Source organism: Zafaria cholistanensis (genome assembly GCF_008580665.1).
Classification (GTDB): Bacteria; Actinomycetota; Actinomycetes; order Actinomycetales; family Micrococcaceae; genus Zafaria; species Zafaria cholistanensis.
In genome coordinates this window covers 1-22404 of record NZ_BKDJ01000012.1, presented here as the reverse complement: position 1 = coordinate 22404, position 22404 = coordinate 1, and the positions used below count along the sequence as shown (strand labels likewise).

Here is a 22404-nt window from a genome sequence, read left to right as displayed (position 1 = left end):
GGCGGTGCGGATCCGCTGGCAGGACCCTGCCGGCCCGGAATCAAGAGCCAAAACTAAGGGCCAGCACCATGGTAATTCCGGCCGGCACCGCCTTCCAGCGGTGGGGCGCCACCTTCCCGGTGGCGCCCCGCCGTCGCGCTTTCCACCAGAAGCTTCCGAACGCCTGCGGAATGAACCGGCCCCCTGCGGGGTTGGCACCCACGTGATCACCAAACCCACTCTCCGCCAGCTACTCCGCGAGGACCTGCAGGCCGCCCGGGCCCAGGACCCCGCCGCGCGCAGCGACCTGGAGGTGGGCCTTGCCTACTCCGGCGTGCATGCGATCTGGAGTCACCGGATCGCCCATGCCCTCTGGCGCCGGTCCTGGCGCACCCCGGCCCGGCTGCTTTCCCAGTTCACCCGCTTCCTCACCGGGGTGGAAATCCACCCGGGGGCCAGCATCGGCCGGCGTCCGTTCATCGACCACGGCGCGAAGATCGTCGTTGGGGAAACCACCGTCATCGGCGATGACGTGATGATGTACCAGGGCGCCACCCTGGGCGGCCGCGCCCTGGACCGCGGCAAGCGGCACCCCACGGTGGGCAACAACGTGATGCTGGGCTCCGGCTGCCGGGTCCTGGGCCCCGTGTCCATTGGCGACAACTGCGCCATCGGAGCCAACGCGGTGGTCGTCACCGATATCCCGGCCGACTCGATCGCCCTCGGCATCCCCGCCATCCACCGCCACAAGGACGGCAAATACCCGATGGACCCGCGCACGGATTTGATCGATCCGTCAGTGCTGCTGTAGCCCCCACGTGGAAGGGCCCCGCGCACGGGGTGCGCGGGGCCCTTCCACAGGACCTTCCACAGGGGGGTCAGTTCTTGGTGACGCTGCCCATCAGGGCGGCGACGGGCCGCAGGAACAGCGGCCGGGCCAGGAACCAGGCCCCCACCGTGGCCACGACCGAGGCGGCGAAGAACCAGAACCCGAGCCAGCTGTCGGTGTCCTGCGCGGCGTACATGTGGTTCAGGTTGCGCAGCGCCCCGGTGGTCAGCACCAGCACCACGTGCACGACGACGAACGCCACGAAGAACAGCATCGTCGGGAAGTGCAGGGCGCGGGCCACCCCGATCGGGTAGGCCTTGTTCAGCCTGGTGGCGTTCTTTGGCCATGCCCCGCTCATGCGCGCACCCGTGACGATGGCCACCGGCGCGGCGAGGAACACGATCGCGAAGTAGGACAGCAGCTGCAGGGCGTTGTAGTTGATCCAGCCGTTCTCATGCGGCCAGTCCAGCGAGGCGTACTGCAGCGCGGCGGACACCGCGTTGGGGAAGATGTCCCAGCTGGTGGGCACGATGCGCATCCACTGCCCGGTGGCGAACAGCAGCACGATGAACACCAGCCCGTTGAGCATCCACAGCACGTCCAGGCTTTGGTGGAACCACAGGTCCAGGCTGATCTTGGTGGGTTTGCCCTTGGTCTTGACCAGGCCCTTGTTGTTGCGGGTCCAGTAGGCCTTCGGGCGCGCGGTGGTGCGCACCTGCCAGCCGGACCGGACGATCAGGACAAGGAAGAGCATGTTCAGGAAGTGCTGCCAGCCCAGCCAGGCCGGCAGGCCGGCGGGGGCGTGGGCGGGCAACGTGGAGTGTCCGGGGTAGGTGACCAGGAAATCCTGGACGGCCGGCTGCTCGCGCAGCCACTTCGCCAGCAGCACCACCAGGAACAGGACGACCACGGCGGCCGCCGCGATGGCGCCTGCCCTGGCCCACGGGCTCTTGAAGACAGCCGGTGTCTTCGCAGCCTCAATCATGACGGGTATTCCTCTCGGACGGGCCGCGGCAGGAGGGCCGCGGCCACGGAATTAGTTGGAGCGGGTCCCGAGGGCCTCACTCAGCTGTGGGACAACCTTAAACACCCCGCCCATGATGCCGAAATCGGCAGTGCCGAAAATCGCCGCGTCCTCCTCCGGGACGGCTAGTGCCCGGGAAGCGCGGCCGCCGGGTGCGTGGCTGCCCACGATGCGAGCAGGCGCATCCGCTCGTCTGAGGGCGAGCCGGGTTCTGCCGTGTAGATGGTCATGGTGAGGCCCGGTTCGGCAGCCATTTCCAGTCCCTCGTAGGCCAGGGTCAGTTCTCCCACGATGGGGTGCCGGAAGTGCTTGGTGCCGGTGCCGTGCTGGCGAACGTTGTGGGCACCCCACCGGGTGCGGAATTCGGCGCTTCGGGTGGAGAGCTCGCCGACCAGGTCGTGGAGGTCCTTGTCGCGCGGGGCGCGGCCCGCTTCCGTGCGGAGGATCTCGACGCACACGTCGGCGAAGAATCCCCAGTCCGGGTAGAAATCGCGGGAGGCCTCATCGAGGAACTGGAAACGGGCCAGGTTGGGCGGGTGCGCCCCGTCCGCGTGGACGGGCAGGTAGAAGGCCCGCGCCAGCTGGTTTGCGGCCAGCAGGTCCATGCGGCCATTGCGCACGAAGGCGGCGCCGTGGGTGACCGCGTCCAGGGCCCATTGCAGGCTGGGGCGCGGATTCCAGGTCTTGCCGGTCCTGCGGCGGGGGCGGACGGCCGCGGGCAGGCCGCCGGCAGCGTGGGCGAGGTTGAAAAGGTGGGCGCGTTCGGCCTCGTCCAACTGCAGCGCCCCGGCCAGGGCCTCCAGCACCCCGGCGGAGGCGCCGGCGATCGCGCCGCGCTCCAGCTTCGCGTAGTACTCCACGCTGACCCCCGCCAGGGCGGCGACCTCGCTGCGGCGCAGTCCCTTCACGCGGCGGTTGGGCCCGGGTGGGAGCCCGGCCTCTTCCGGGGTGATTCTGGCCCGCCGCGACATGAGGAAGTCGCGGACCTCGCTTCGGTTGTCCACAACCCAAGGGTAGGCGCCCCAGCCTCCCTGTGGGGTGCCCTGCCGGTACACCCCACAACAGGGACTCCCTCATGCCTGCCGCCCGTGGTGATCTAGTAGGGGGCTCCTGCGCCTCCCCGTCCCCCCGCGCTCCCAGCCCCCTATCTTCCAACCCACCAGAAGGAGAACAGCATGACTCTCGTGAATGCCTACGCCGCCACCTCCGCCTCCGAGCCGCTGGCCCCCACCAAGATCGAACGCCGCGACGTCGGCCCGCACGACGTACTGATCGAGGTCAAGTACGCCGGGATCTGCCACTCGGACATCCACACCGTCCGGGGCGAGTGGGGACCGGTGCAGTACCCGCTCGCTCCCGGCCACGAGATCGTCGGCTTCGTCACCGAAACCGGATCCGACGTCACCCGGCACCAAGTCGGGGACCGCGTCGGGGTGGGCTGCATGGTCAACTCCTGCCGCGAGTGCGTCCACTGCCTCCAGGGTGAGGAGCAGTACTGCCTCCAGGGCAACATCCCCACCTATGGCGGCCTCGACCGTGACGGCACCATCACCCAGGGCGGGTATTCCACCCACATCGTCGTCAACGAGGACTTTGTCCTGCGCGTTCCGGAATCCCTCGACTTCGCCTCCGCAGCCCCGCTGCTGTGCGCGGGCATCACGACCTACTCCCCGCTCAAGCGCTGGGGCGCGGGGCCCGGCAAGAAGGTCGCCGTCGTCGGCATGGGCGGGCTCGGCCACATGGCCGTCCAGATTGCCCACGCGCTGGGCGCGGAGGTCACCGTCCTCTCCCAGACCCTGTCCAAGAAGGAGGACGGGCTGCGGCTGGGCGCCGACCACTATTTCGCCACCAGCGACCCGGAAACTTTCGAACGGCTTGCCGGCAGCTTCGACCTGATCGTGAACACCGTCAGCGCCAGCATCGACATCAGCGCCTACCTGATGCTGCTTTCCCTCAACGGAACCCTGGTCAACGTGGGCGCCCCGGCTGAACCGCTGCCGGTCAAAGCGACCGCCCTCATCACTGGCCGGCGCAGCTTCGCCGGATCCCTGATCGGCGGAATCCGCGAAACCCAGGAGATGCTGGACTTCTGCGCCGAACACGGCGTCACTGCGGAAACCGAACTCATCAGCGCCGACCAGATCAACGAGGCCTACGAACGCGTCATGGCTTCCCAGGTGCGCTACCGCTTCGTCATCGACGCCGCCACCCTGGCCTAGCGGGACCCGTAAACCGGGGCGGGGCCTGAGAGGGCGGCTCCGCCCCGGCCGGCCGCTGCACAAGCCTGCGCCGGCAGGTGCCCGTGCGCTGGCGGTCAAGAAGAGAGCACGCATCGCCTAAACGCCACCCTGTGTCGCTGATCACAATTGATTCAGATCGAGATGGACAGGCGAAAGGCAATCATGCAGACCACCCCTGAGTTCGATTTCATCGTCGTTGGTGCCGGCTCGGCCGGCAACGTCCTCGCGCGGCGCCTGATCGATGCCGGCAAGCGCGTGGCCGTGCTGGAGGCCGGCGACCAGGACATCAACCCGCATATTGACCACCTCAACACGCTGGGCCTGCTGTGGCACAGCGAGCAGGACTGGGACTACTACACCGTCGAGCAGGAAGGCTGCGCCGGGCGGCGCCTGCACCTGCCCCGCGGCAAGGTGATGGGTGGATCCCACGCCCTGAACGCCACCATCTGGGTGCGCGGGGACCGGTGGGACTACGACTCCTGGGCGCAGGCCGGCTGCCCCGGCTGGTCCTGGGACGAGGTCCTTCCGGTGTTCAAGGCCATCGAGAACTTCGACGGCGGCGCCTCGGAGACCCGCGGTGCGGACGGTCCGCTGGACGTGGTCCAGGACTTCCCCCGCAACCAGGTCCAGGAAGACATGCTCGCTGGCGCCCTCGAGATCGGCCTGCCGCTGAACGAGGACTACAACAGCGGAACCGTCGAGGGCGTGTCCCGGATGCAGCTCAATATCCGCGACGGCAAGCGCCTGAACACGTGGCGGGCCTACCTCAAGCCGGTCGCCAACCACCCGAACCTCACCCTGGTGACCGGCGCGCACGCCCGCCGGCTGCTGGTCGAGGACGGCAGGGTCACCGGCATCGAGTTCGACCACCAGGGCGAGCGGAAGACCCTGCGCGCCTCCGAAACGATCCTGGCCGCCGGTGCCCTGAACTCCCCGGAGCTGCTGCTGCGCTCGGGCATCGGGCCGGCGGAGGAACTGCGCGGGGTGGGGATCGAGCCGGTACACGACCTCCCCGGGGTGGGCAAGAACCTGCACGACCACCTGCTCGCGCCCGTCATCTTCACCACCGCCGCCCGGCCGGTGCCCATGGGCGAGACCGCTCCCGCCGAGGTGCACCTGTTCGCCAAAAGCCGCCCCGAGCTGCCCGTGCCGGACACCCAGCCCATCTTCTTCTCGGTCCCGATGTACTCCCAGAATTACAAGCCCGGGGACATGACCGGCCCTGACAACGGCTTCTCCATGCTGGGCGGACTCGTCCGCCCAGCCAGCCGCGGCGAGCTGACCCTGACCGGCCCCAACCCGGAAGACCCCATCCGCATCGATTTGGGCGCACTGAAGGAGCAGCAGGACGTCGACGCCCTGGTCGCCTCCGTCCGCCAGTGCCGGCAGATCGGACGCACCCAGGCCCTGAGCGGCTGGGAACCGACGGAGATCTACCCCGGCCCGGAGGTCGCCGACGACGAGCTTGAGACCTACGTCCGCGAATCCGTGGTGACTTACCACCACCAGGTGGGCACCTGCAAAATGGGACAGGACGAACTGGCGGTCGTGGACCCGCAGACCTTCGCGGTCCACGGACTGCAGGGCCTGCGGATCGCCGACGCCTCGATCATGCCCCTCGTCCCAACCGGCAACACCAACGCCCCCACCGTCATGATCGCCGAACGCGCCGCCGCCGTGCTGCTCGGCGCCGACCCGGCGGCGGAAGCCTCCACCTCCCTGGAACCGGCGGCCAGCGGCCTCTAGTACGCGGTGGCGGGACGCGGGCACTCCCCACGTCCCGCCATCGTCACCCCCTCCCCTGCCGGGGAGGCGCCAGCCGGCAACTCGCTATGGCTTCGGGATTACCGCCCCGGATTCCAGCCCCTCACGGGGCCGGAATCCGGGGCGGCCGGCATTTAAGCGGCGTCCGCCGCGGCCTGGCGGGCACCGGCCCGCCGCCTCTTCCGCACGGCCGGGTCCCTCGGGGCGCCCACTAAGCGCGCCTTCGCCGTATTAGAGGGCGAATTAGATTGGGCGGCTAAGTTCTGGACTGAATGTTCACTTTCAGCACTGTGTCTCAAATTTTGGCCACCCTTTATGATGAGGAGTAGTGATAGGGAGGCTTGATGAAGCGAGATAAGGAAGCGGCTCCGTCGCCTCTGAGCTTGAGGGACCGCCGGCGGGAGCAGACCCGCCAGGAGATCGTGGCGTCCGCGCTGGACATCATCTCCTCTGAGGGAGTCGACGCCGCGACCATCGAACGCCTGGCTTCCCACGCCGGGATGTCCCGCGGCACCGTCTACGCCCATTTCGAGGGCGGACGCGACGAAATCCTCCGTGAGGCGTACCGGAGGATCGGCTCCGACCTGGTTGCCGCCGCGGAGTCCCTGGCGGCCGCGGGCAGCACCTGGCGTGAACGGGTCCTGGCCTACGCCCGGCCAATGGTCCTGCTGGCCGAGGACCCCCACCGCGGACATTTCTACAATGTGGCCGGTCCGGCGCTCGCCGACGGCCAGACAGAGCGGGGCCGGGGATCCTCGGCCACGCTGGACGCCGTCCGCGACCAACTCCTGCAGGGCCAGTCCCAAGGTGCCGTCGACGGGGGCGTGGACGCCACGGCCACCGCCATCCTGCTCGTGGGCAGCCTGCGCGAGGCCGGAATCGAACTGGCCCGCGGGGCCGTCAGTTCCGCCAGCGTCCTGAGTGCCTTCGACCTGCTCCTCGCCGGTTTGGAGCGGAAACCGGTAGCCGCCGCTCACTGACGGCCCCACCCGTCGGGCCGGACAGGGCGGTCGGAGAAAGAGCCGATGAAACGGGAAAGGGCCGGCAATGCCGGCCCTTTCCGCTCTTAGCTGCCGATTTCCGCAGATTCGGGACGGGAAGCGGCCGGCGCCGCCGGACCGGTTGCCGGGGCACTCAATTGGGCGCGGCGCGCCGCCACCCTTTTCCTTACCTCGTGCGTGGCGGCCGTGATGCCGATGGCCGCCACGAGGGCCAGGCCGCTGGCGACGTTCTGCCAGAAGCTGGTAACCCCCAGCAGTGTAAGCGAATTGCCCAGCAGGCCAAGGAAAAGCACTCCCACCAGGACGCCAAGCATCGATCCCTCGCCACCGGTGAGCGCGATTCCACCCAACAGGATGGCGGTGAGGACCGTAAGCTCGAACCCCAGGCCCAGCTGGCCGGCCGGGGCGCTGTTGAGGCGCGCCGCAGTGACCGCTCCCGCAAGGGCAGCCATGGCGCCGGAGGCGACATAGAGGAAGAAGGGGATGCGGCGGATCGCAATGCCGGAGAGGAAGGCGGCCTCACGGCTGACGCCGATGGCGTAGACGTGCCGGCCTGCAGGGGTGGCGGCGAGGAAGAGCGTGGCGAGGACCATGACAAGCGTCGCGATGATCACCGGCACGGGGATCCCCGCGACGCTTCCAATGCCCAGGAACTGGAACGAGGCGTCGAACCCGCTGAGGGGCAGGGGGCTCAACAGCTGGTCAGCTCCGCGCACCGCGGTCAGCATCCCAAGGGTTGTGATGAAGGGCGAAAGGCCCAGGACGGTGCTCAGGACGGCGTTGACGAGTCCCACCAGCGCGCCTGCGGCCATGGCCAGCACGACCGCGAGGGGGGCCGAGGCCAGGGACCCGTGCATGACGTGCCCTGCCACCACCCCTCCCAGGGCCAGGCTGGCACCGACGGAAAGGTCGATGTATCCGGCGATGATCAGCAGCGCGCAGGGCACGGCGGCAATGGCGATCACCGAGGCGTCCAGCAGGACGCCCCGCATGTTCTGCCAGGTGAGGAGGCTGCCCGTGGAGAGCTGGACGCCCACCACCAGCAGGATCAGGAGGACGATGAGGGGGTTTTTCAGGAGAAAGGTCCGCAGCGGCGAATCGGCGATGGAGTGCATGGGTAGGTCCTTGGGCGAGGGTTAGGAAGTGGGGCTTGTATGGATGGCGGCCAGGAGCGAGGCTTCGTCCACGGACTCCATGTCGAGGTCCGCGACGGCGGCACCGTCCTGGAAGATCACGCACCGGTCGGCGAGGGCCACGATTTCTTCGGGATCGTTGCTGGCCACGAGCACGGCGATCCCCCGCTGTACCGCGGCGTCCCGGATCACCCGGTAGATCTCCGCCCGCGCTCCGACGTCGACGCCCTGGGTGGGGTCATCCACCAGCAGGACCCGCACGCGGTCATGTGCCGTGAGCCAGCGGCCGATCAGGAGTTTCTGCTGATTGCCACCGGAGAAGGAAGCGGCCGGAAGGCGGGGATCGGCAGGGTGGAGCCGCAGGTCCCGGGCGGCCTGGCTGAAGAGCCCGCGCTCTTCGCGGCGTTTCCGGAACGGGGCGGCAAGCCGGGCGATGGCGGGCATGACGACGTTGTCGCTGGCCGGAAGCGTGCTGAACAGCCCCTGCTTGAGGCGGTCCCCCGGTATCAGGGCGATGCCGGCCCGAAGGGCCTCGGAGGGGGATGCGGTTCCTGCCGGCACGCCGTCGACGACGATCCGCCCGCCGCGGCGGTTGCGCACCCCGAAGACCGTTTCCAGGAGGCGCGTGCGGCCCGATCCCACGAGGCCATAGAGGCCCACGATTTCGCCGGCGCGGGCCGAAAGGTCCACGGGCGGGGCCGAACCGCACACCACGCCCTCCAGTTGGAGCACCGTTGCGCCCGCGGGCGGGGCGTTTTTCTGCCGCGCGTGGGAGGAGCCTCCAACGGCCCGGACAAGGTCCGCCTTGCTCACGCCCTGCATCTGCGCGGACCAGACGACCCTGCCGTTCTGCAACACGGTGGCGTGGTCCGCCAGCCGAACCACTTCCTCCAGCAGGTGGGTCACGTAGACAATCGCAATGCCCTCCGTGCGCAGCTTGTCCACGAGGGCGGCGAGGCGGGCCGACTCCACCGGGGAGAGCGCTGCCGTGGGTTCATCCAGCACGAGCAACCGGGCACTCCGGCGCAGGGCCTTGGCGATCTCCACCAGCTGCCGTGCGCCCATGGACAGCTGGCTGACCCGTGCGGTCGGCGCGAAGTCGGCGCCGACCCTGTCCAGGACTTCCTGCGCTTCCCGCCGTTGGCGCTGCTGGTCCACCAGTCCGCGGCTGGTGTGTTCATCGCCGAGGAAAAGGTTGTCCGAGACGGAAAGCGTGTCCACCAGGCTCAGGTGCTGGTAGATGATGGCGATCCCGGCCTCGCGGGATTCGCGGGGCGTAAGGCGCTGCTTTTGCTCGCCGTTGACCTCGATGGTGCCCGCCGTGGGGGACGCCCCTCCCCCCAGGCACCTGATGACGGTGGACTTGCCCGCCCCATTGTGTCCGAGCAAGGCATGGACCTGGCCGGGCTTGAAGTCCAGAGTGACGTCGTCAAGGGCCAGGGTGGCCCCGTAGCGCTTACTCAGGTTGCGAATCCCGAAGCCCATCTCAGCCGCCGAAGGAAGTGATGAACGACTGCAGCTCGGGGGTGCCCGGGGTAAGCATGTATACCGGCAGGTCGATGGGTGCGGTGTTTCCCTCCCCGGCCTGCACGGCAATGTCCACCACGGCCGGGGCAATCTCCTCCGGCTTGACGGTCACCAAGGCGCGCGCGATCGAATCCGGGGACTTGGTCATGGCCTGCATGAGCGGCAGGTTTCCGTCCAGGCCACCTACGTAGGTCTTGGCGTCGGTCTCGCTGCGTCCGGAGGACAGGAACGCCTGGTAGGCGCCTTGGGCGGCGTCCCCGGTCGCGGCAAGCACCATGGTCAGGTCGGGGTGGGAGGAGAGGACGGCGCTGGTGACGGTGAGTCCTTCTTCCGGCGTGACCCCCTGCTGCTGGGAGACCACCTCCAGCCCGGGTGCGGATTCCTTCAGCCCCGCCAGGATGCCCTCGGTCCGCTCGCGCCCGATCTGGGTGAGCTGGTCTTCGATGACCAGGACCTTGCCGGCTCCGCCGGTGGTCTGGGTGGCCCATTCGCCGGCGGCCTCGCCCAGCATGCGGCCGGACTTCTCAAAGCTGAACTTGAGGCTGGTGGTCTGGGCCTCCAGGTCCCCGGCATAGGTGATCCACAGTTTCCCGGCGGCGGTGTACTGGGAGGCGACGTTCTCCAGGCTTGCCGGGTCCATCGGGAAGGAGATCACGGCGTCGACGTCGGAGGCCACCTTGGCGGTGAGGTTGCTGACCTGGGTGGACAGGTCGGAGTTGTCGTTCGTCAGTTCGACGGTAATGCCCCGCTCCTTGGCCTCCGCCTGGATCTGCGGCGTCAGCGCCGCATAAATGGGAAGGGAGGTGAAGGGGAAGTCGAAGAGAATCTTGTCCACCGGTCCCGCAGCGGCGGATGAGGCCGGGGCGCTGTCGGCCGGGGTGCTGCAACCACTCAGGGCTGCTCCGAGACCGGCTGCGACCAGGGTGGGGACAAGGATGATTTTACGGAAGGACATAGCGGAATACCTCGCAGGTGGATGAACGGATGTGTTTCCAAAAACGTGCTGGAATGCGGCGTGCCTGTCCGCGCGGCGGGAGGAAACCGCCGCGCGGAGCCGTCAGAGGGCGGCTGGAACCTGGGGGTTCAGGGCCATGCCGTTGTCGTAGACGCAGCGGCCCTCGAAGTAGGTCCGGAGGACCTTGGTCTCGTGGACCGTCGAGGGGTCAACGGTGAAGATGTCCCGGTCCACCACAATGAAGTCGGCGGCCAGGCCTGCCTTCAGCATGCCGGTCACGTCCTTCAGGCCCATGGCCTCGGCCGGGTTGCGGGTGAAGGCCTCCACCGCCTGCTCCATGGTGAGCGCCTGGGCGGCATTCAGTGCCCCCTCCACCGCGGGGTCCGGATTGCGGCGGGTCACCAGGGTGGCCAGCCCGGTCCAGGGATCGGGGGTCGGCGCCGCGCAGGGCCAGTCCGAGCCGGCCGAAACCAGCGCCCCGTCCTCGAACAGGTCCCGAAACGGGGCGGAGCTGCCGTGCACGCCGGCGTCGACCTGGTGCGCGTTGCTCTCCGTCATCACCGAGGGGAACCAAAGGTAGGGGGAACAGTCCGGAACGACGCCGAGCTCGGCGAAGCGCTGGACGTCCGACGGGTCGATGTACAGGGCGTGGGCGATCTGGATGATGGCCTCCGGACCCCGGCTCTCGCGGAGCCGCTGCACGGCATCCAGCGCCAGCCGGATGGCGGCGTCTCCGGTCGCGTGCAGCTTCGCGTGCAGCCCGCGGTCGACCAGGCGTTCGAGGGATTCCACCAGCTCGTCCACCTGCCACAGGGTCTCCCCGGTGAACCCCTCGTCGTGTCCTGGATGGCTGCACGTGTAGGGGTGGATCATGGCGGCCGTCCGGGTCATCGGGACGCCGTCGAGCACGTACTTCGAAAAGGTCGGGTGGAGGTGGTCGCTGCCCATCCCGGCGGCGAAGTCGTAAAGCTCGTCCCCCGTGGTTCCCGGTTCGATGAATGGCCGGGACGGCATCGACGCGACCACGTGCGCGGAAAGGAGGCCGCGGCCATCCAGGCGGCTGAGCGTTTCCAGCGCGTAGCCCATCGTTGCGGCCTCCTGGACTCCGGTGATGCCGAAGGAGTTCAAGGTCTCCAGAGCCTTCTGGAATGCCTGGTCATTGTGCTTCTGCGGGTCCTTGATGGAGGAGTTGGCGGCCGCCTCGGCCAGGCCCGACGCCATTTCGTACAGGACGCCGGTCAGATGCCCCGCTTCGTCGCGGACGTAGGCCCCTCCGTCAGGATCCGGCGAATCCGCCGTAACCCCCATGAGCGCGAGGGCCGCGGTGTTTACCCAGCGGTTGTGCATGGTGTCGTCGCGCAGCAGTACCGGCCTGCCGCCGGCTGCCCCGTCGAGGTCATGCAGGTCTTCGCGGGTGATGTGCTCCATCACCGTGGAGCCGATGATGCCTCCGACCACCCATTCGCCCTCACCCAAGCCGGCGGACCACGCCCGGACCTTGGCCAGGATCTCCGGCTTGGAGTCCGAAGGCAGGATCGGCAACTCAAAGGCAAGCTGCCGGCCGCCCAGGCCAAGGTGTGCATGCACATCCACCAGGCCGGGGAGGACCAGCCGCTCCTCGCAGTCCAGCACCGGGGCGTCCGGTCCGGCAGCCGCCAGGGCGTCGGCGCGGCTTCCCGCAGCGACAATCTTGCCGTTGGATACGGCGAAGGCTTCGACCCAGGGGTTGTCAGGATCGCTCGTGAAGATCCGCCGGCCTACGACCACCAGGTTGGGAGTTGCCCCCATGTTTGCCTCCTCGCATGTTGGGTGTGGAGTTCCAGTGGAGCCCCTCACGCGCGCTCGGCGTGACCCACGTCTCTGTACCTTCCCAATGGAACCTGAACTTGCCCAAGAAATCTAGACTCTGCGTCTATCTTTTACATTGAAGAAACACTTATTAGTCAGCAAACCAGTAACTGGCATGCTTGGCCCCTCCCCCACGGCAGCTCCAGGCCGACCCGGGACCGGTTTGGAGCGGTAAGCAGGAGGCGCGGCACGGCCCACTGGTGACCGGCCGGAGCAGGATCAGCACAGGGCGGCACCGGCGCAGGCAGGATCAGCGCAGGGGTTTGCGGGGAACGCGGATCAGGCCCGCATCGATCAGGCCCGCATCGATCAGGCCCGTATCGATCAGGCCCGGGGCGGGACCGCTCCCGGGCCGGTCACCTCCGGGGCGGTCAACTCCGGGCCGTGGCGGAAACGGAACCGTCGCCGGGTCCGGCCTCAGGGGCGGGGTCGGGAAGGCGCTGTCCGGTGGCGGTGTGGAAGAAGTGGACGTTCCCGGGGACGGGACGGACGTGGACGGTGGAGCCGGCCGCCGGCGGGCGGCGGCCGTTGACGCGGGCGACGACGGCGTGCCGGGTCCCATCGATGGTCGCGTGGCCGTAGACGTAGGCGTCGGCGCCGAGTTCCTCGACGACGTCGACCGTTACCGCAAGGCCTTCCCCGGCCGGTGCGGTTTCCAGGTCCTCGGGACGGATCCCGAGGGTCACCGTGGTGCCCTGCGCGGTCCCGGGCTCCCCGGCCGGGACCGGGTGGACGGTCTCGCCCAACCGCACGCCGCCGTCGAGCACGGGCAGTTCCAGCAGGTTCATGGCGGGGGATCCGATGAAGCCGGCCACGAACGCGTTGGCGGGCCGGTCGTAGAGGTTGCGCGGAGTGTCCACCTGCTGCAGGACCCCGTCCTTGAGCACCGCGACGCGGTCGCCCATGGTCATGGCCTCCACCTGGTCGTGGGTGACATAGACGGTGGTCACGCCCAGGCGCCGGGTCAGGGACGCGATCTGGGTGCGGGTTTGCACCCGCAGTTTCGCGTCCAGGTTGGAGAGCGGCTCGTCCATCAGGAACACCTGCGGGTTGCGCACGATCGCCCGGCCCATGGCCACGCGCTGGCGCTGCCCGCCGGAGAGCGCCTTGGGCTTGCGGTCCAGGTATTGCTCCAAATCCAGCAGCCGCGCGGCCTCGCGGACCCGCCGCTCACGCTCCTCTTTCGGCACTCCGGCGATCTTCAGGGCAAAGCCCATGTTGTCCGCCACGGACATGTGGGGGTAGAGCGCGTAGTTCTGGAACACCATCGCGATGTCCCGGTCCTTGGGGGCCCCGTCCGTGACGTCCCTGTCCCCGATGAGGATCCGCCCGGAACTGACCTCCTCGAGCCCGGCAAGCATGCGCAGGCTGGTGGATTTGCCGCAGCCGGAAGGTCCAACCAGGACAAGGAATTCCCCGTCCCGGATTTCGAGGGTGAGCCCGTCCACGGCCGGACGGCCGGTACCCGGGTACAGCCGGGTGGCCTGATCAAACGTTACTGTGGCCATGGTTCCAGCCTTCCCTTCACGGGCAGGTACGTGCCCGACGATCCGTGATGAATGGAGGAGAATATTCGGTTGTCCCCGGCACCGGCCTCTCACCGATACGGGAAACGTCCGGCATGCGGGGCGCCAGGCACATCCCGCGTCCCACTATTCCATGGCCCGTCCGCTCCATGGCCCGCCAAGGCACTACGTCACACCGCCGGTCCGCCCGGCAGAGGCTGCGCGGAGGATCCCGCGGCTAGATTCCGCCCTCGGTAGCCATGTTGTTGAAGCGCGAGTAATGGCCCTGGAACGCGACGACGATCGTCTTGGTCGGGCCGTTACGGTGCTTGGCCACGATCACGTCGGCCTCGCCGGCGCGCGGGGACTCCTTGTCGTAGATGTCCTCGCGGTGGAGCAGGATCACCATGTCGGCATCCTGTTCGATCGATCCAGATTCGCGCAGGTCGGAAACCATGGGCTTCTTGTCGGTGCGCTGCTCGGAGCCACGGTTCAGCTGGGAGAGCGCGATGACCGGGACGTCCAACTCCTTGGCCAGGAGCTTGAGGGCGCGGGAAAACTCGGAGACTTCCTGCTGGCGGGATTCGACGCGCTTGCCGGAGCTCATCAGCTGCAGGTAGTCGAGCACCACCAGCTTGAGGTCATGCTTCTGCTTCAGGCGCCGGCACTTGGCACGGATTTCCATCAGCGACATGTTGGGCGAATCGTCGATGAACAGCGGGGCGTCGTTGAGCCGGCCCATGGTGGTGGCGATCTTGCCCCACTGCTCGTCCTTGATGGTTCCCTTTCGCAGGTCCTGCAGGCCGATACTCGCCTCGGCCGAAAGCAGGCGCATCGCAATCTCGTTACGGCCCATTTCGAGCGAGAAGAACACCGCGGTCATGTTGTTCTTGATAGCCGCCGACCTGGCGAAATCCAGGGCGAAGGTGGATTTGCCCACGGCCGGCCGGGCGGCGATAACGATCATCTGCCCGCCATGCAGGCCTTGGGTGAGTTCATCGAGCTCGTAGAAGCCGGTGGGGACGCCGGTCATCCCCTCGCCACGGTGGCCGGCGGACTCGATTTCGTCGACGGTGCCCTCAATGATGTCGCGCAGCGGCACATAGTCCTCCGCGGTGCGGCGTTCGGCCACCGCGAAGACCTCGGCCTGGGCCTGGTTGACGATCTCGTCGACTTCGCCGTCCTGCGAGTAGCCCATCTGGACGATTTTCGTGCCGGCTTCGACCAGGCGGCGCAGCACCGCGCGCTCGCGCACGATTTCGGCGTAGAACCCGGCGTTGGCGGCGGTCGGGACGGACTGCAGCAGGGTGTGCAGGTAAGCGGGGCCGCCGATGCGGGCAATCTCGCCCCGCTTGGTCAGCAGGTCGGACACGGTGACGGCGTCGGCGGGCTCGCCGCGGCCGTAGAGGTCGATGATGGACTCGTAGATCGCCTCATGCGCCGGGCGGTAGAAATCGACGCCGCGCAGCACCTCCACGCAGTCGGCGATGGCGTCCTTGGAGAGCATCATGCCGCCGAGCACGCTCTGCTCCGCCACGAGGTCCTGCGGCGGGGTCCGGCCAAACTCGGACTCTCCGGATCCTTCTGCCGAATCTAGGTGCGTGAGCGACACGGGCTTTCCCTTCAACTTCGCCGGGGCGTGCCGCGCGGCCCGCCCTCCGACTCCCCCAGCATCCCAGCCGGGTACGACACTTTGCGTCACTGTGGACGCCGGACGGCGGCATGGCCGCGGGGCCCGGGATGCAGTGGAGACCATGCCACCCTAGACCTCTTTACCCCCCTCCCCAAGCGGCCCACCCACAGCCCCTGTGGATAAGGTGTGCGTTGCGCGGCGTGTTGTGTGCACAGCCTGGGGAGAAACTTGTGGATTAGCCACAACCTTTATCCACATTTCCTATTTGACTAGGAATAACAGCTATCCACGCCTGTGCATAAAAAGTTTTTTGATCGGGCGTTTCTCCCCAGCCGTGGATAGCTGTGGGGAAAAACTCATCCCGCAGGGGCGACTTTTCCACGGCCCTCCCCGCGTTATCCACAAGGGGCATCCTGCCGCTTCGACCGCCCTGCGGAATCGCTGGCGGCGGAGGCCCGTGGAAGCGGTCCCCCGCCCCCTCCGGCCTTGGGGCCCTGGAGCCGAAAGCGGGAAATTGACAGGCAAATGTGATCCATGACATTTTTTAAACGTGAACCTGTCAGACAGCTGGACAGCAGGACAGCAAATTGTACGAGTCAGCGCGGCCGAAGCCGTCTTCACCTCCCTTCGCCAGGCCATCGAGGGCGGCGAGCTTCCCGTGGGGACCCGCTTGAGCTCGGAAGCGGCCATGGCGCAGCAGTACGGAGTCAGCCGGTCGGTGGTCCGGGAGGCCCTGCGCTCCTGCGCCTCCCTGGGCCTGACCGAGACCCGGACGGGTAAGGGAACCTTCGTAGTCTCCGACCATGTGGGCGGCGATCTGGCGCTGGGACAGTATTCGGCGCGGGACCTGACCGAGGCCCGGCCGCACATCGAAGTGCCTGCCGCCGGCTTGGCCGCGCAGCGGCGCAGCGAGGACGAGCTGCAGCTTCTCCGCGACATCATGGCCGCCATGGACCGCGAAAAGGACCCGGAGGCTTGGGTGGCGCTGGACAGCGCTTTCCATGGTGCGATCGCCAGGATGAGCGGCAACCGTGTCTTCGAGAAGGTGGTGGCCGACATCCGCGATGCGATGGCCAACCAGTCGGAGACCCTGAACATGGTGGCCGGACGGCAGGCCGATTCCGATGTGGAGCACCGCGAAATCGTGGCCGCCATCGAAGCGGCCTCACCCGAGCAGGCCGCTGAAGCCATGCGCCGCCACCTCGCTGCGGTCGACGCTGCCCTGGACCGGGTGCTGCGCCGCTGACACCGGACAACCGCCCTGCGGGCCCGCAGCCCGTCGGATCCGCATCCGCAGATGCCAACTTTCCCACCCCAAGCTTTCCCCCTCGAACCAAAGGATATTTCTGTGCTCCAGCCCCTCGTTGTGAACCCGGGCACCGTGCGGCCCGCCCACGTGCCCATCGCGGAGCAGACCCGCGACGGGCTGGTGGAGAGCGTCCACTACGGGTCCGTGATCGCCTTGGCGCCGGACGGCGGCACGATTTTCTGGGCCGGAGATCCGATGGCGCTGTTCTACCCCCGCTCTTCGCTCAAGCCGTTGCAGGCCGTGGCCATGGTCCGCGCCGGGCTTCGGCTGCCGGCGGAGCTGCTGGCGCTCTCCGCTGCCAGCCATTCCGGTTCCCTCATGCACGTCGAGGGGGCCCGGCGGATCCTGGACCTGCACGGACTGGACGAGGAGTCGCTGGAAAACACCCCGGACCTTCCTTACGGCCGCGTTGAGAGCGGCGAGTGGCTGCGGCGCGGCGGCACCGCCACCCGGCTGGCACAGAACTGCTCGGGCAAGCACGCGGCCATGGTGGCCACCTGCGTCGTTAACGGCTGGCCCGTGCGCGGGTACATGGAACGGTCGCATCCCCTGCAGCAGGCAATTGCCGGCGTCGTCGCCGAGCTCACCGGCGGGGAACTGCCCGTTGTGAGCACGGACGGCTGCGGAACCCCGCTGTTTGCGGTACCGCTGGGCGGCATGGCCCGGGCGTTCGGACTGATCGCCTCCGCGGCGCCGGGGAGCGCGGAGGCGGCAGTGGCCGATGCCATGCGCGCCCACCCCGAGCAGGTGGCCGGCGAGGGGCGGGACGTCACCGCGCTGATGCGCCGGGTGCCCGGCCTGCTCGCCAAGGACGGATTCGAAGGCCTCCAGCTCATAGGGCTGCCGGACGGCCGCTCGCTGGCAATCAAGATCGCCGACGGTGCGGACCGGGCCCGGCTGCCGGTGACCCTCCACGCCCTCGAACTGATGGGCCTGGACGGCGGCACGCTGGCATCCCTTCAGCCGGACCCCGTCCTGGGCGGCGGGCTGCCGGTAGGCCAGCTGCGCGCCGTGGACTTCCCCCGCTAGGGCCCTCCCGCCCCGACCTCCCTCCGCCCGAGACGCCACCCCACCACACCCAAGGACCGTCCATGAGCACTGCCTCTTTCCGCACCGACCACGACCTGCTGGGAGACCGCGACATCCCCGCGGACGCCTACTGGGGGGTGCACACCCTGCGCGCGGTGGAGAACTTCCCGATCACCGCCCAGCCGCTGTCCACCAACGCGCACCTGGTCCGCGGCCTGGCCGCCGTCAAGCTGGCCGCCGCACGCACCAACCAGGAGCTGGGCCTGCTGGATGCCGTCCGGGCGGACGCCATTGCCGAGGCGTGCCAGGAGATCCTCGACGGCAAGCTGCACGACCAGTTCATCGTCGACGTCATCCAAGGAGGTGCCGGCACCTCCTCCAACATGAACGCGAACGAGGTCATCGCCAACCGGGCATTGGAGATCCTGGGCCATGAAAAGGGCGACTACTCCCGGCTGCACCCCAACGACCACGTCAACCTCAGCCAGTCCACCAACGACGTCTACCCCACGGCAGTGCGCGTGGCCACGATCCTCAGCGTGCGGGGGCTGCTCGATGCCCTTGAAACCCTGGAAGAAGCTTTTGCCGGGAAGGCCGCCGAATTCCGCACCGTCGTCAAGATGGGCAGGACCCAGCTGCAGGACGCCGTTCCGATGACCCTCGGGCAGGAATTCGGCACCTACGCGGTCACGGTGGGCGAAGACCGGCTGCGGCTGGCCGAGGCCGGCCTGCTGATCCACGAGATCAACCTGGGGGCCACGGCCATCGGCACCGGCCTGAACGCCCCGGTCGGATACAGCGCCGCGGCGTGCCGGCACCTGGCCGGGGTCACCGGCCTGCCGCTGGTGACCTCGGTGGACCTGATCGAGGCCACCCAGGACGTCGGCGCCTTCGTGCACCTGTCCGGGGTGCTCAAGCGGGTCGCGGTCAAGCTCTCCAAGATCTGCAACGACCTGCGCCTGCTCTCCTCCGGCCCGCGCGCCGGCCTGGGAGAAATCAACCTGCCGGCCGTGCAGTCCGGTTCCTCCATCATGCCGGGCAAGATCAACCCGGTCGTCCCCGAAGTGGTCAGCCAGGTCGCTTACGAGGTGGTCGGCAACGACGTCACCATCAGCATGGCCGCCGAATCCGGCCAGCTGCAGCTGAACGCCTTCGAACCGATCATCGTCCACAGCCTGGACAAGAGCATCTCCCACCTGGAGAACGCCTGCCGCACCCTGACCGACCGCTGCGTGCGCGGCATCACCGCCAACACCCAGCGCCTGCGGCTCTCCGTTGAGCAGTCCATCGGCCTGGTGACCGCGCTGAACCCGCACCTGGGCTATGCGGCGGCCACGGCCATCGCGCAGGAGGCCCTGGCCACCGGCCGCGGCGTGGCCGAACTGGTCCTCGAACACGGACTGCTCTCCGGTGACCGGCTCGAAGAACTGCTCCGCCCCGAACGGCTGGCCAACCTCACCAACTAAGGCCTTTCCGGCCGCACCGTCTCCCCCGAACCCCCATCCCCATCCCCACCCCCATCAAGGAATGACATGACTCTCTCCTCCAAGGGCCTGCACCCCCCGGTGCCCTCCGACGGCGGGCACCCTTCCGGGGCCATCCTGCACGCCGAGGACCCCGGATACCACAAGAGCCTGAAACCCCGCCAGGTCCAGATGATCGCCATCGGCGGTGCCATCGGCACCGGGTTGTTCATGGGAGCCGGCGGCCGCCTGGCCAACGCGGGTCCGGCCCTGGTGCTCACCTATGCCCTCTGCGGATTTTTCGCCTTCCTGATCCTTCGGGCATTGGGCGAACTGATCATGCACCGGCCCTCCTCCGGCTCCTTCGTCTCCTACGCCCGGGAGTTCTTTGGCGAAAAGGCGGCCTTCGCCACGGGCTGGCTGTACTGGCTGAACTGGGTGATGACCGCGATCGTGGACGTCACCGCCGTCGCCCTGTACATGAACTTCTTCGCCAAATACTGGGCGCCGATCGGGGACGTCCCGCAGTGGGTCTTCGCCCTGGCCGCGCTGGTGCTGGTCCTTGGCCTGAACCTGGTCTCCGTGAAGGTCTTCGGCGAACTTGAGTTCTGGTTCGCCCTGATCAAGGTGGCCGCGCTCTCCGCTTTCCTGCTGGTGGGCACCTACTTCGTCATCTTCGGCACGCCCCTCGAAGGCCAGGACGTCGGATTCAGCCTGATCTCCGGCAACGGAGGCATCTTCCCGTCCGGCCTGATGCCGGCCGTGATCGTCATCCAGGGCGTCGTGTTCGCCTACGCCTCGATCGAGCTGATCGGCACGGCGGCCGGCGAGACCAAGAACCCGGAGAAAATTATCCCGCGGGCAATCAACACCGTGGTGCTGCGCATCGCCGTCTTCTATGTCGGGTCCCTGATCCTGCTCTCCCTGCTGCTGCCCTACACCGCCTACAAGGCCGGCGAAAGCCCCTTCGTGACCTTCTTTGGCAGCATTGGGGTCGCCGGAGTGGACGCAATCATGAACCTGGTCGTCCTGACGGCGGCGCTGTCCTCCCTCAATGCCGGGCTCTACTCCACCGGACGCATCCTGCGTTCGATGTCCGTGGCGGGTTCGGCCCCGCGCTTCGCGGCCCGGATGAGCAAGTCCGGCGTGCCGTATGGCGGCATCGCGCTGACCGCGGCGATCGCGCTTTTGGGAGTGGTGCTCAACGCGGTCGTACCGGCGCAGGCCTTCGAGATTGTCCTGAACGCGGCGGCCATCGGCATTATCAGCGCCTGGGGCATGATCGTGCTGTGCCAGCTGAAGCTGACGCGCTGGGCCAGGTCCGGTACCGCCGAGCGCCCCTCCTTCCGGATGCCCGGCGCTCCGGTGACCGGCTACCTCACGCTGGTGTTCCTGCTGGCGGTGCTGGTCCTGATGGCGTTCGATTCCCCGGTCGGCACCTGGACCGTGGCCTCGCTGGTCATTATCATCCCGTTGCTCGTCTTCGGCTGGTACCGCTGCCGCGACCGCATCCACGCCATCGCCGCCCGGCGGGAAGCGGAAGAGGCCAGCGCGCAACTGGTCGCCGGGGCCGCCACGCACGGCTCCTGACACGGCAAAGGACGACGGCGGTACCCCGGGTGGGTGCCGCCGTCGCCTTGTTTGGCGGGGTGGGCCCAATCCCGGCCTGCCCGGAGCAGGTCCAGATTTAGGTCAAGGTCCAGGCCCATCCCGGCGGTTCCGGCCGGCGGTTGCCTAGCTGGTTCCGGCCAGGCGGCGCAGCAGGTCCGCAGCGGGTTCCTCGGTGGCGTCCCGGTATCCGGCGCCGGCCCAGATGTTGATGCCCTCGGGATCCCCGGCCGCGGCCGCGGCCTTCCGGAGGGGACTGGTCAGGTGGTGGAGGGCGGGGTACCCGGCCGGGGCCTGGCCGTGGAACCGATCCACGAACCCGTTGCGCAGGGCACGGGCCGGGCGGCCGGAGAACGCCTTGGTGAGCAGGGTTTCGGTGCGGGAGGTGTGGGTGCGGGCGGCGTCAGCCAGCGCCGCCTTGTAGGGGGCGCTGGCCCCGCTTTCGGGGGTGCGCAGCAGGACGGTGCCCAGCACGGCCGCCTCGGCTCCGGCTGCCAGGACCTCGCGGACCCCGGCCGGAGTGGACAGGCCCCCGGCGGCCCACAGGGGCAGGTCCACTTCCGCGCGGACGCGGCCCAGCAGCTGCACCAGGGGGACCTCTCCCAGCGGGGCCTCCGGGGTCAGGGTGCCGGAGTGGCCCCCGGCAAGGTGGGACTGGATCACCAGGCCATCCACGCCCAGGGCGGCGGCCCGCCTGGCCTCCTCCGCACTTGTCACGGTCTGGAGGACCAGCGATCCGGCGCGCCGCAGCCGGCCCACGGTCCCGGCCGGGGGCAGGCCGAAAGTAAAGGTGACCACCGGGACGGGATCGGCGGCCAGCAGCTCCACCTTGGCGTCCCACTCGTCGTCGTCCTCGCGGGGTTCGGCGCTGCGAAGGTCCACCCCATAGTTTCCGGCCCAGTCCCGCAGCGCCTCGACGTAGGCATCGAACGCGGCCCGCTGCACCGGCACGGGGTTCGGCGCGAAGACGTTGACGCCGAAGCGCCCGGTTCCGGCGCGCACCTGCGCAATTTCCCCGGCCAGCTGCCCGGGTGTCTTGTACCCGGCGGCGAGGAAGCCCAGTCCCCCGGCCCCGGCGGCAGCCTGGACCAGCTCGGGCGTGCTGGGCCCGCCCGCCATCGGCGCCGCAACCAGTGGGATGCTGGCCCCCAGGCGGGCCAGCAGGCCGGTAGCCCGCAGGGCTCCGGCGGACGTGCGTTCTTCCGGCATGGATGGTGCCCCCTCGGTTTGGACTGCCAGCCCGAACTTGTAGGCCTGGACTTGTCAGCCTGGACTTGCCGGCCCGGGCCGCCCCCGGGCCGCCCGGTGCCGTTTCCCCCATCTTAGGCACCGGGCAGGGGGCGGGGACGTCTCCGTTGCGGGCACGACGGCGGGGTGCGGCATAGTGCCGCACCCCGCCGTCGTGCCGGATCCTGAAGCCGGACCGGCGTTGGTCCTGGCTAGACCTGGGTGCCGAGCTTGAAGCCCTTCGAGGCCATGCCGTGGTAGGCGCCGTTCTCGTCTCCGGGGCGGGTGTAGGAGAAGCCGTCCGCGCCGATGGTCACTTCCAGTTCGGAC

The 22404-nt window shown here is 68.5% G+C and carries 17 protein-coding genes and 1 pseudogene; 8 read left to right on the top strand and 10 right to left on the bottom strand.

From position 1 onward, the window contains the following. Positions 1-202 precede the first annotated feature (202 nt). Positions 203-790, top strand: a complete 588-nt coding sequence (gene epsC / locus NCCP_RS11180; protein WP_225873800.1) for a serine O-acetyltransferase EpsC — start codon at positions 203-205, stop codon at positions 788-790. Between the two features lie 67 nt (positions 791-857). On the opposite strand, the gene NCCP_RS11175 is transcribed toward epsC, so the two are convergent. After that, positions 858-1793, bottom strand: coding sequence for a cytochrome b/b6 domain-containing protein (locus tag NCCP_RS11175; RefSeq protein WP_149957373.1), 936 nt, complete (start codon positions 1791-1793; stop codon positions 858-860). A 164-nt stretch (positions 1794-1957) separates the two neighbouring features. Further along, positions 1958-2836 carry a helix-turn-helix domain-containing protein gene (locus tag NCCP_RS11170; protein WP_149957372.1) on the bottom strand — a complete coding sequence of 293 codons (879 nt, stop codon included), beginning with the start codon at positions 2834-2836 and terminating at the stop codon, positions 1958-1960. A gap of 171 nt (positions 2837-3007) precedes the next feature. Between NCCP_RS11170 and NCCP_RS11165 the strand changes: the two genes are divergently transcribed. From NCCP_RS11165 to NCCP_RS11155, 3 genes are all read left to right on the top strand, one after another. Further along, the gene (locus NCCP_RS11165; RefSeq protein WP_149957371.1) at positions 3008-4051 is read left to right on the top strand and encodes an NAD(P)-dependent alcohol dehydrogenase; all 1044 of its coding nucleotides are present in this window, start codon (positions 3008-3010) and stop codon (positions 4049-4051) included. A 183-nt stretch (positions 4052-4234) separates the two neighbouring features. Beyond that, on the top strand, positions 4235-5818 hold the full coding sequence (locus tag NCCP_RS11160) for a GMC family oxidoreductase (RefSeq protein ID WP_149957370.1): 1584 nt from the start codon (positions 4235-4237) through the stop codon (positions 5816-5818). A gap of 401 nt (positions 5819-6219) precedes the next feature. Beyond that, a complete protein-coding gene (locus NCCP_RS11155) occupies positions 6220-6816 on the top strand; it encodes a TetR/AcrR family transcriptional regulator (protein ID WP_172627379.1) in 597 nt (198 codons plus the stop codon). Positions 6817-6902: 86 nt separating this feature from the next. On the opposite strand, the gene NCCP_RS11150 is transcribed toward NCCP_RS11155, so the two are convergent. The 6 genes from NCCP_RS11150 to dnaB form a co-directional block, all read right to left on the bottom strand. Then, the gene (locus NCCP_RS11150) at positions 6903-7952 is read right to left on the bottom strand and encodes an ABC transporter permease (protein WP_149957368.1); all 1050 of its coding nucleotides are present in this window, start codon (positions 7950-7952) and stop codon (positions 6903-6905) included. Between the two features lie 21 nt (positions 7953-7973). Further along, complete coding sequence (locus NCCP_RS11145; RefSeq protein ID WP_149957367.1) at positions 7974-9455, bottom strand: sugar ABC transporter ATP-binding protein; 1482 nt, start codon at positions 9453-9455, stop codon at positions 7974-7976. 1 nt (position 9456) lies between these two features. Then, positions 9457-10452 carry a sugar ABC transporter substrate-binding protein gene (locus NCCP_RS11140; RefSeq protein ID WP_149957366.1) on the bottom strand — a complete coding sequence of 332 codons (996 nt, stop codon included), beginning with the start codon at positions 10450-10452 and terminating at the stop codon, positions 9457-9459. Positions 10453-10554: 102 nt separating this feature from the next. Beyond that, a complete protein-coding gene (locus NCCP_RS11135) occupies positions 10555-12240 on the bottom strand; it encodes an amidohydrolase (protein ID WP_149957365.1) in 1686 nt (561 codons plus the stop codon). Between the two features lie 431 nt (positions 12241-12671). Then, positions 12672-13808 (bottom strand): ABC transporter ATP-binding protein, encoded by a 1137-nt coding sequence (locus tag NCCP_RS11130; RefSeq protein WP_149957364.1) that lies wholly within the window; start codon positions 13806-13808, stop codon positions 12672-12674. Positions 13809-14043: 235 nt separating this feature from the next. Then, positions 14044-15417 (bottom strand): replicative DNA helicase, encoded by a 1374-nt coding sequence (dnaB, locus tag NCCP_RS11125; protein WP_149957363.1) that lies wholly within the window; start codon positions 15415-15417, stop codon positions 14044-14046. 571 nt (positions 15418-15988) lie between these two features. Here dnaB and NCCP_RS11120 point away from each other — a divergent pair. The 4 genes from NCCP_RS11120 to NCCP_RS11105 all read left to right on the top strand — a co-directional run bounded on the left by NCCP_RS11120 (position 15989) and on the right by NCCP_RS11105 (position 20829). Continuing rightward, positions 15989-16684, top strand: a complete 696-nt coding sequence (locus NCCP_RS11120; protein WP_149957362.1) for a FadR/GntR family transcriptional regulator — start codon at positions 15989-15991, stop codon at positions 16682-16684. Between the two features lie 102 nt (positions 16685-16786). Continuing rightward, entirely contained in the window at positions 16787-17776 is a 990-nt protein-coding gene (locus NCCP_RS11115) for an asparaginase (RefSeq protein ID WP_225873799.1), read from the top strand. A gap of 62 nt (positions 17777-17838) precedes the next feature. Further along, positions 17839-19242, top strand: coding sequence for an aspartate ammonia-lyase (locus tag NCCP_RS11110; protein WP_149957360.1), 1404 nt, complete (start codon positions 17839-17841; stop codon positions 19240-19242). 66 nt (positions 19243-19308) lie between these two features. Further along, positions 19309-20829 carry an amino acid permease gene (locus NCCP_RS11105; protein ID WP_149957359.1) on the top strand — a complete coding sequence of 507 codons (1521 nt, stop codon included), beginning with the start codon at positions 19309-19311 and terminating at the stop codon, positions 20827-20829. A gap of 144 nt (positions 20830-20973) precedes the next feature. Here the strand turns inward: NCCP_RS11105 and NCCP_RS11100 are convergent, their stop codons facing one another. Both NCCP_RS11100 and NCCP_RS15325 read right to left on the bottom strand, forming a co-directional pair. Further along, entirely contained in the window at positions 20974-22056 is a 1083-nt protein-coding gene (locus NCCP_RS11100) for an NAD(P)H-dependent flavin oxidoreductase (protein ID WP_149957358.1), read from the bottom strand. A gap of 230 nt (positions 22057-22286) precedes the next feature. Beyond that, positions 22287-22404: pseudogene (locus NCCP_RS15325) on the bottom strand (3,4-dihydroxyphenylacetate 2,3-dioxygenase); the annotation flags it as partial.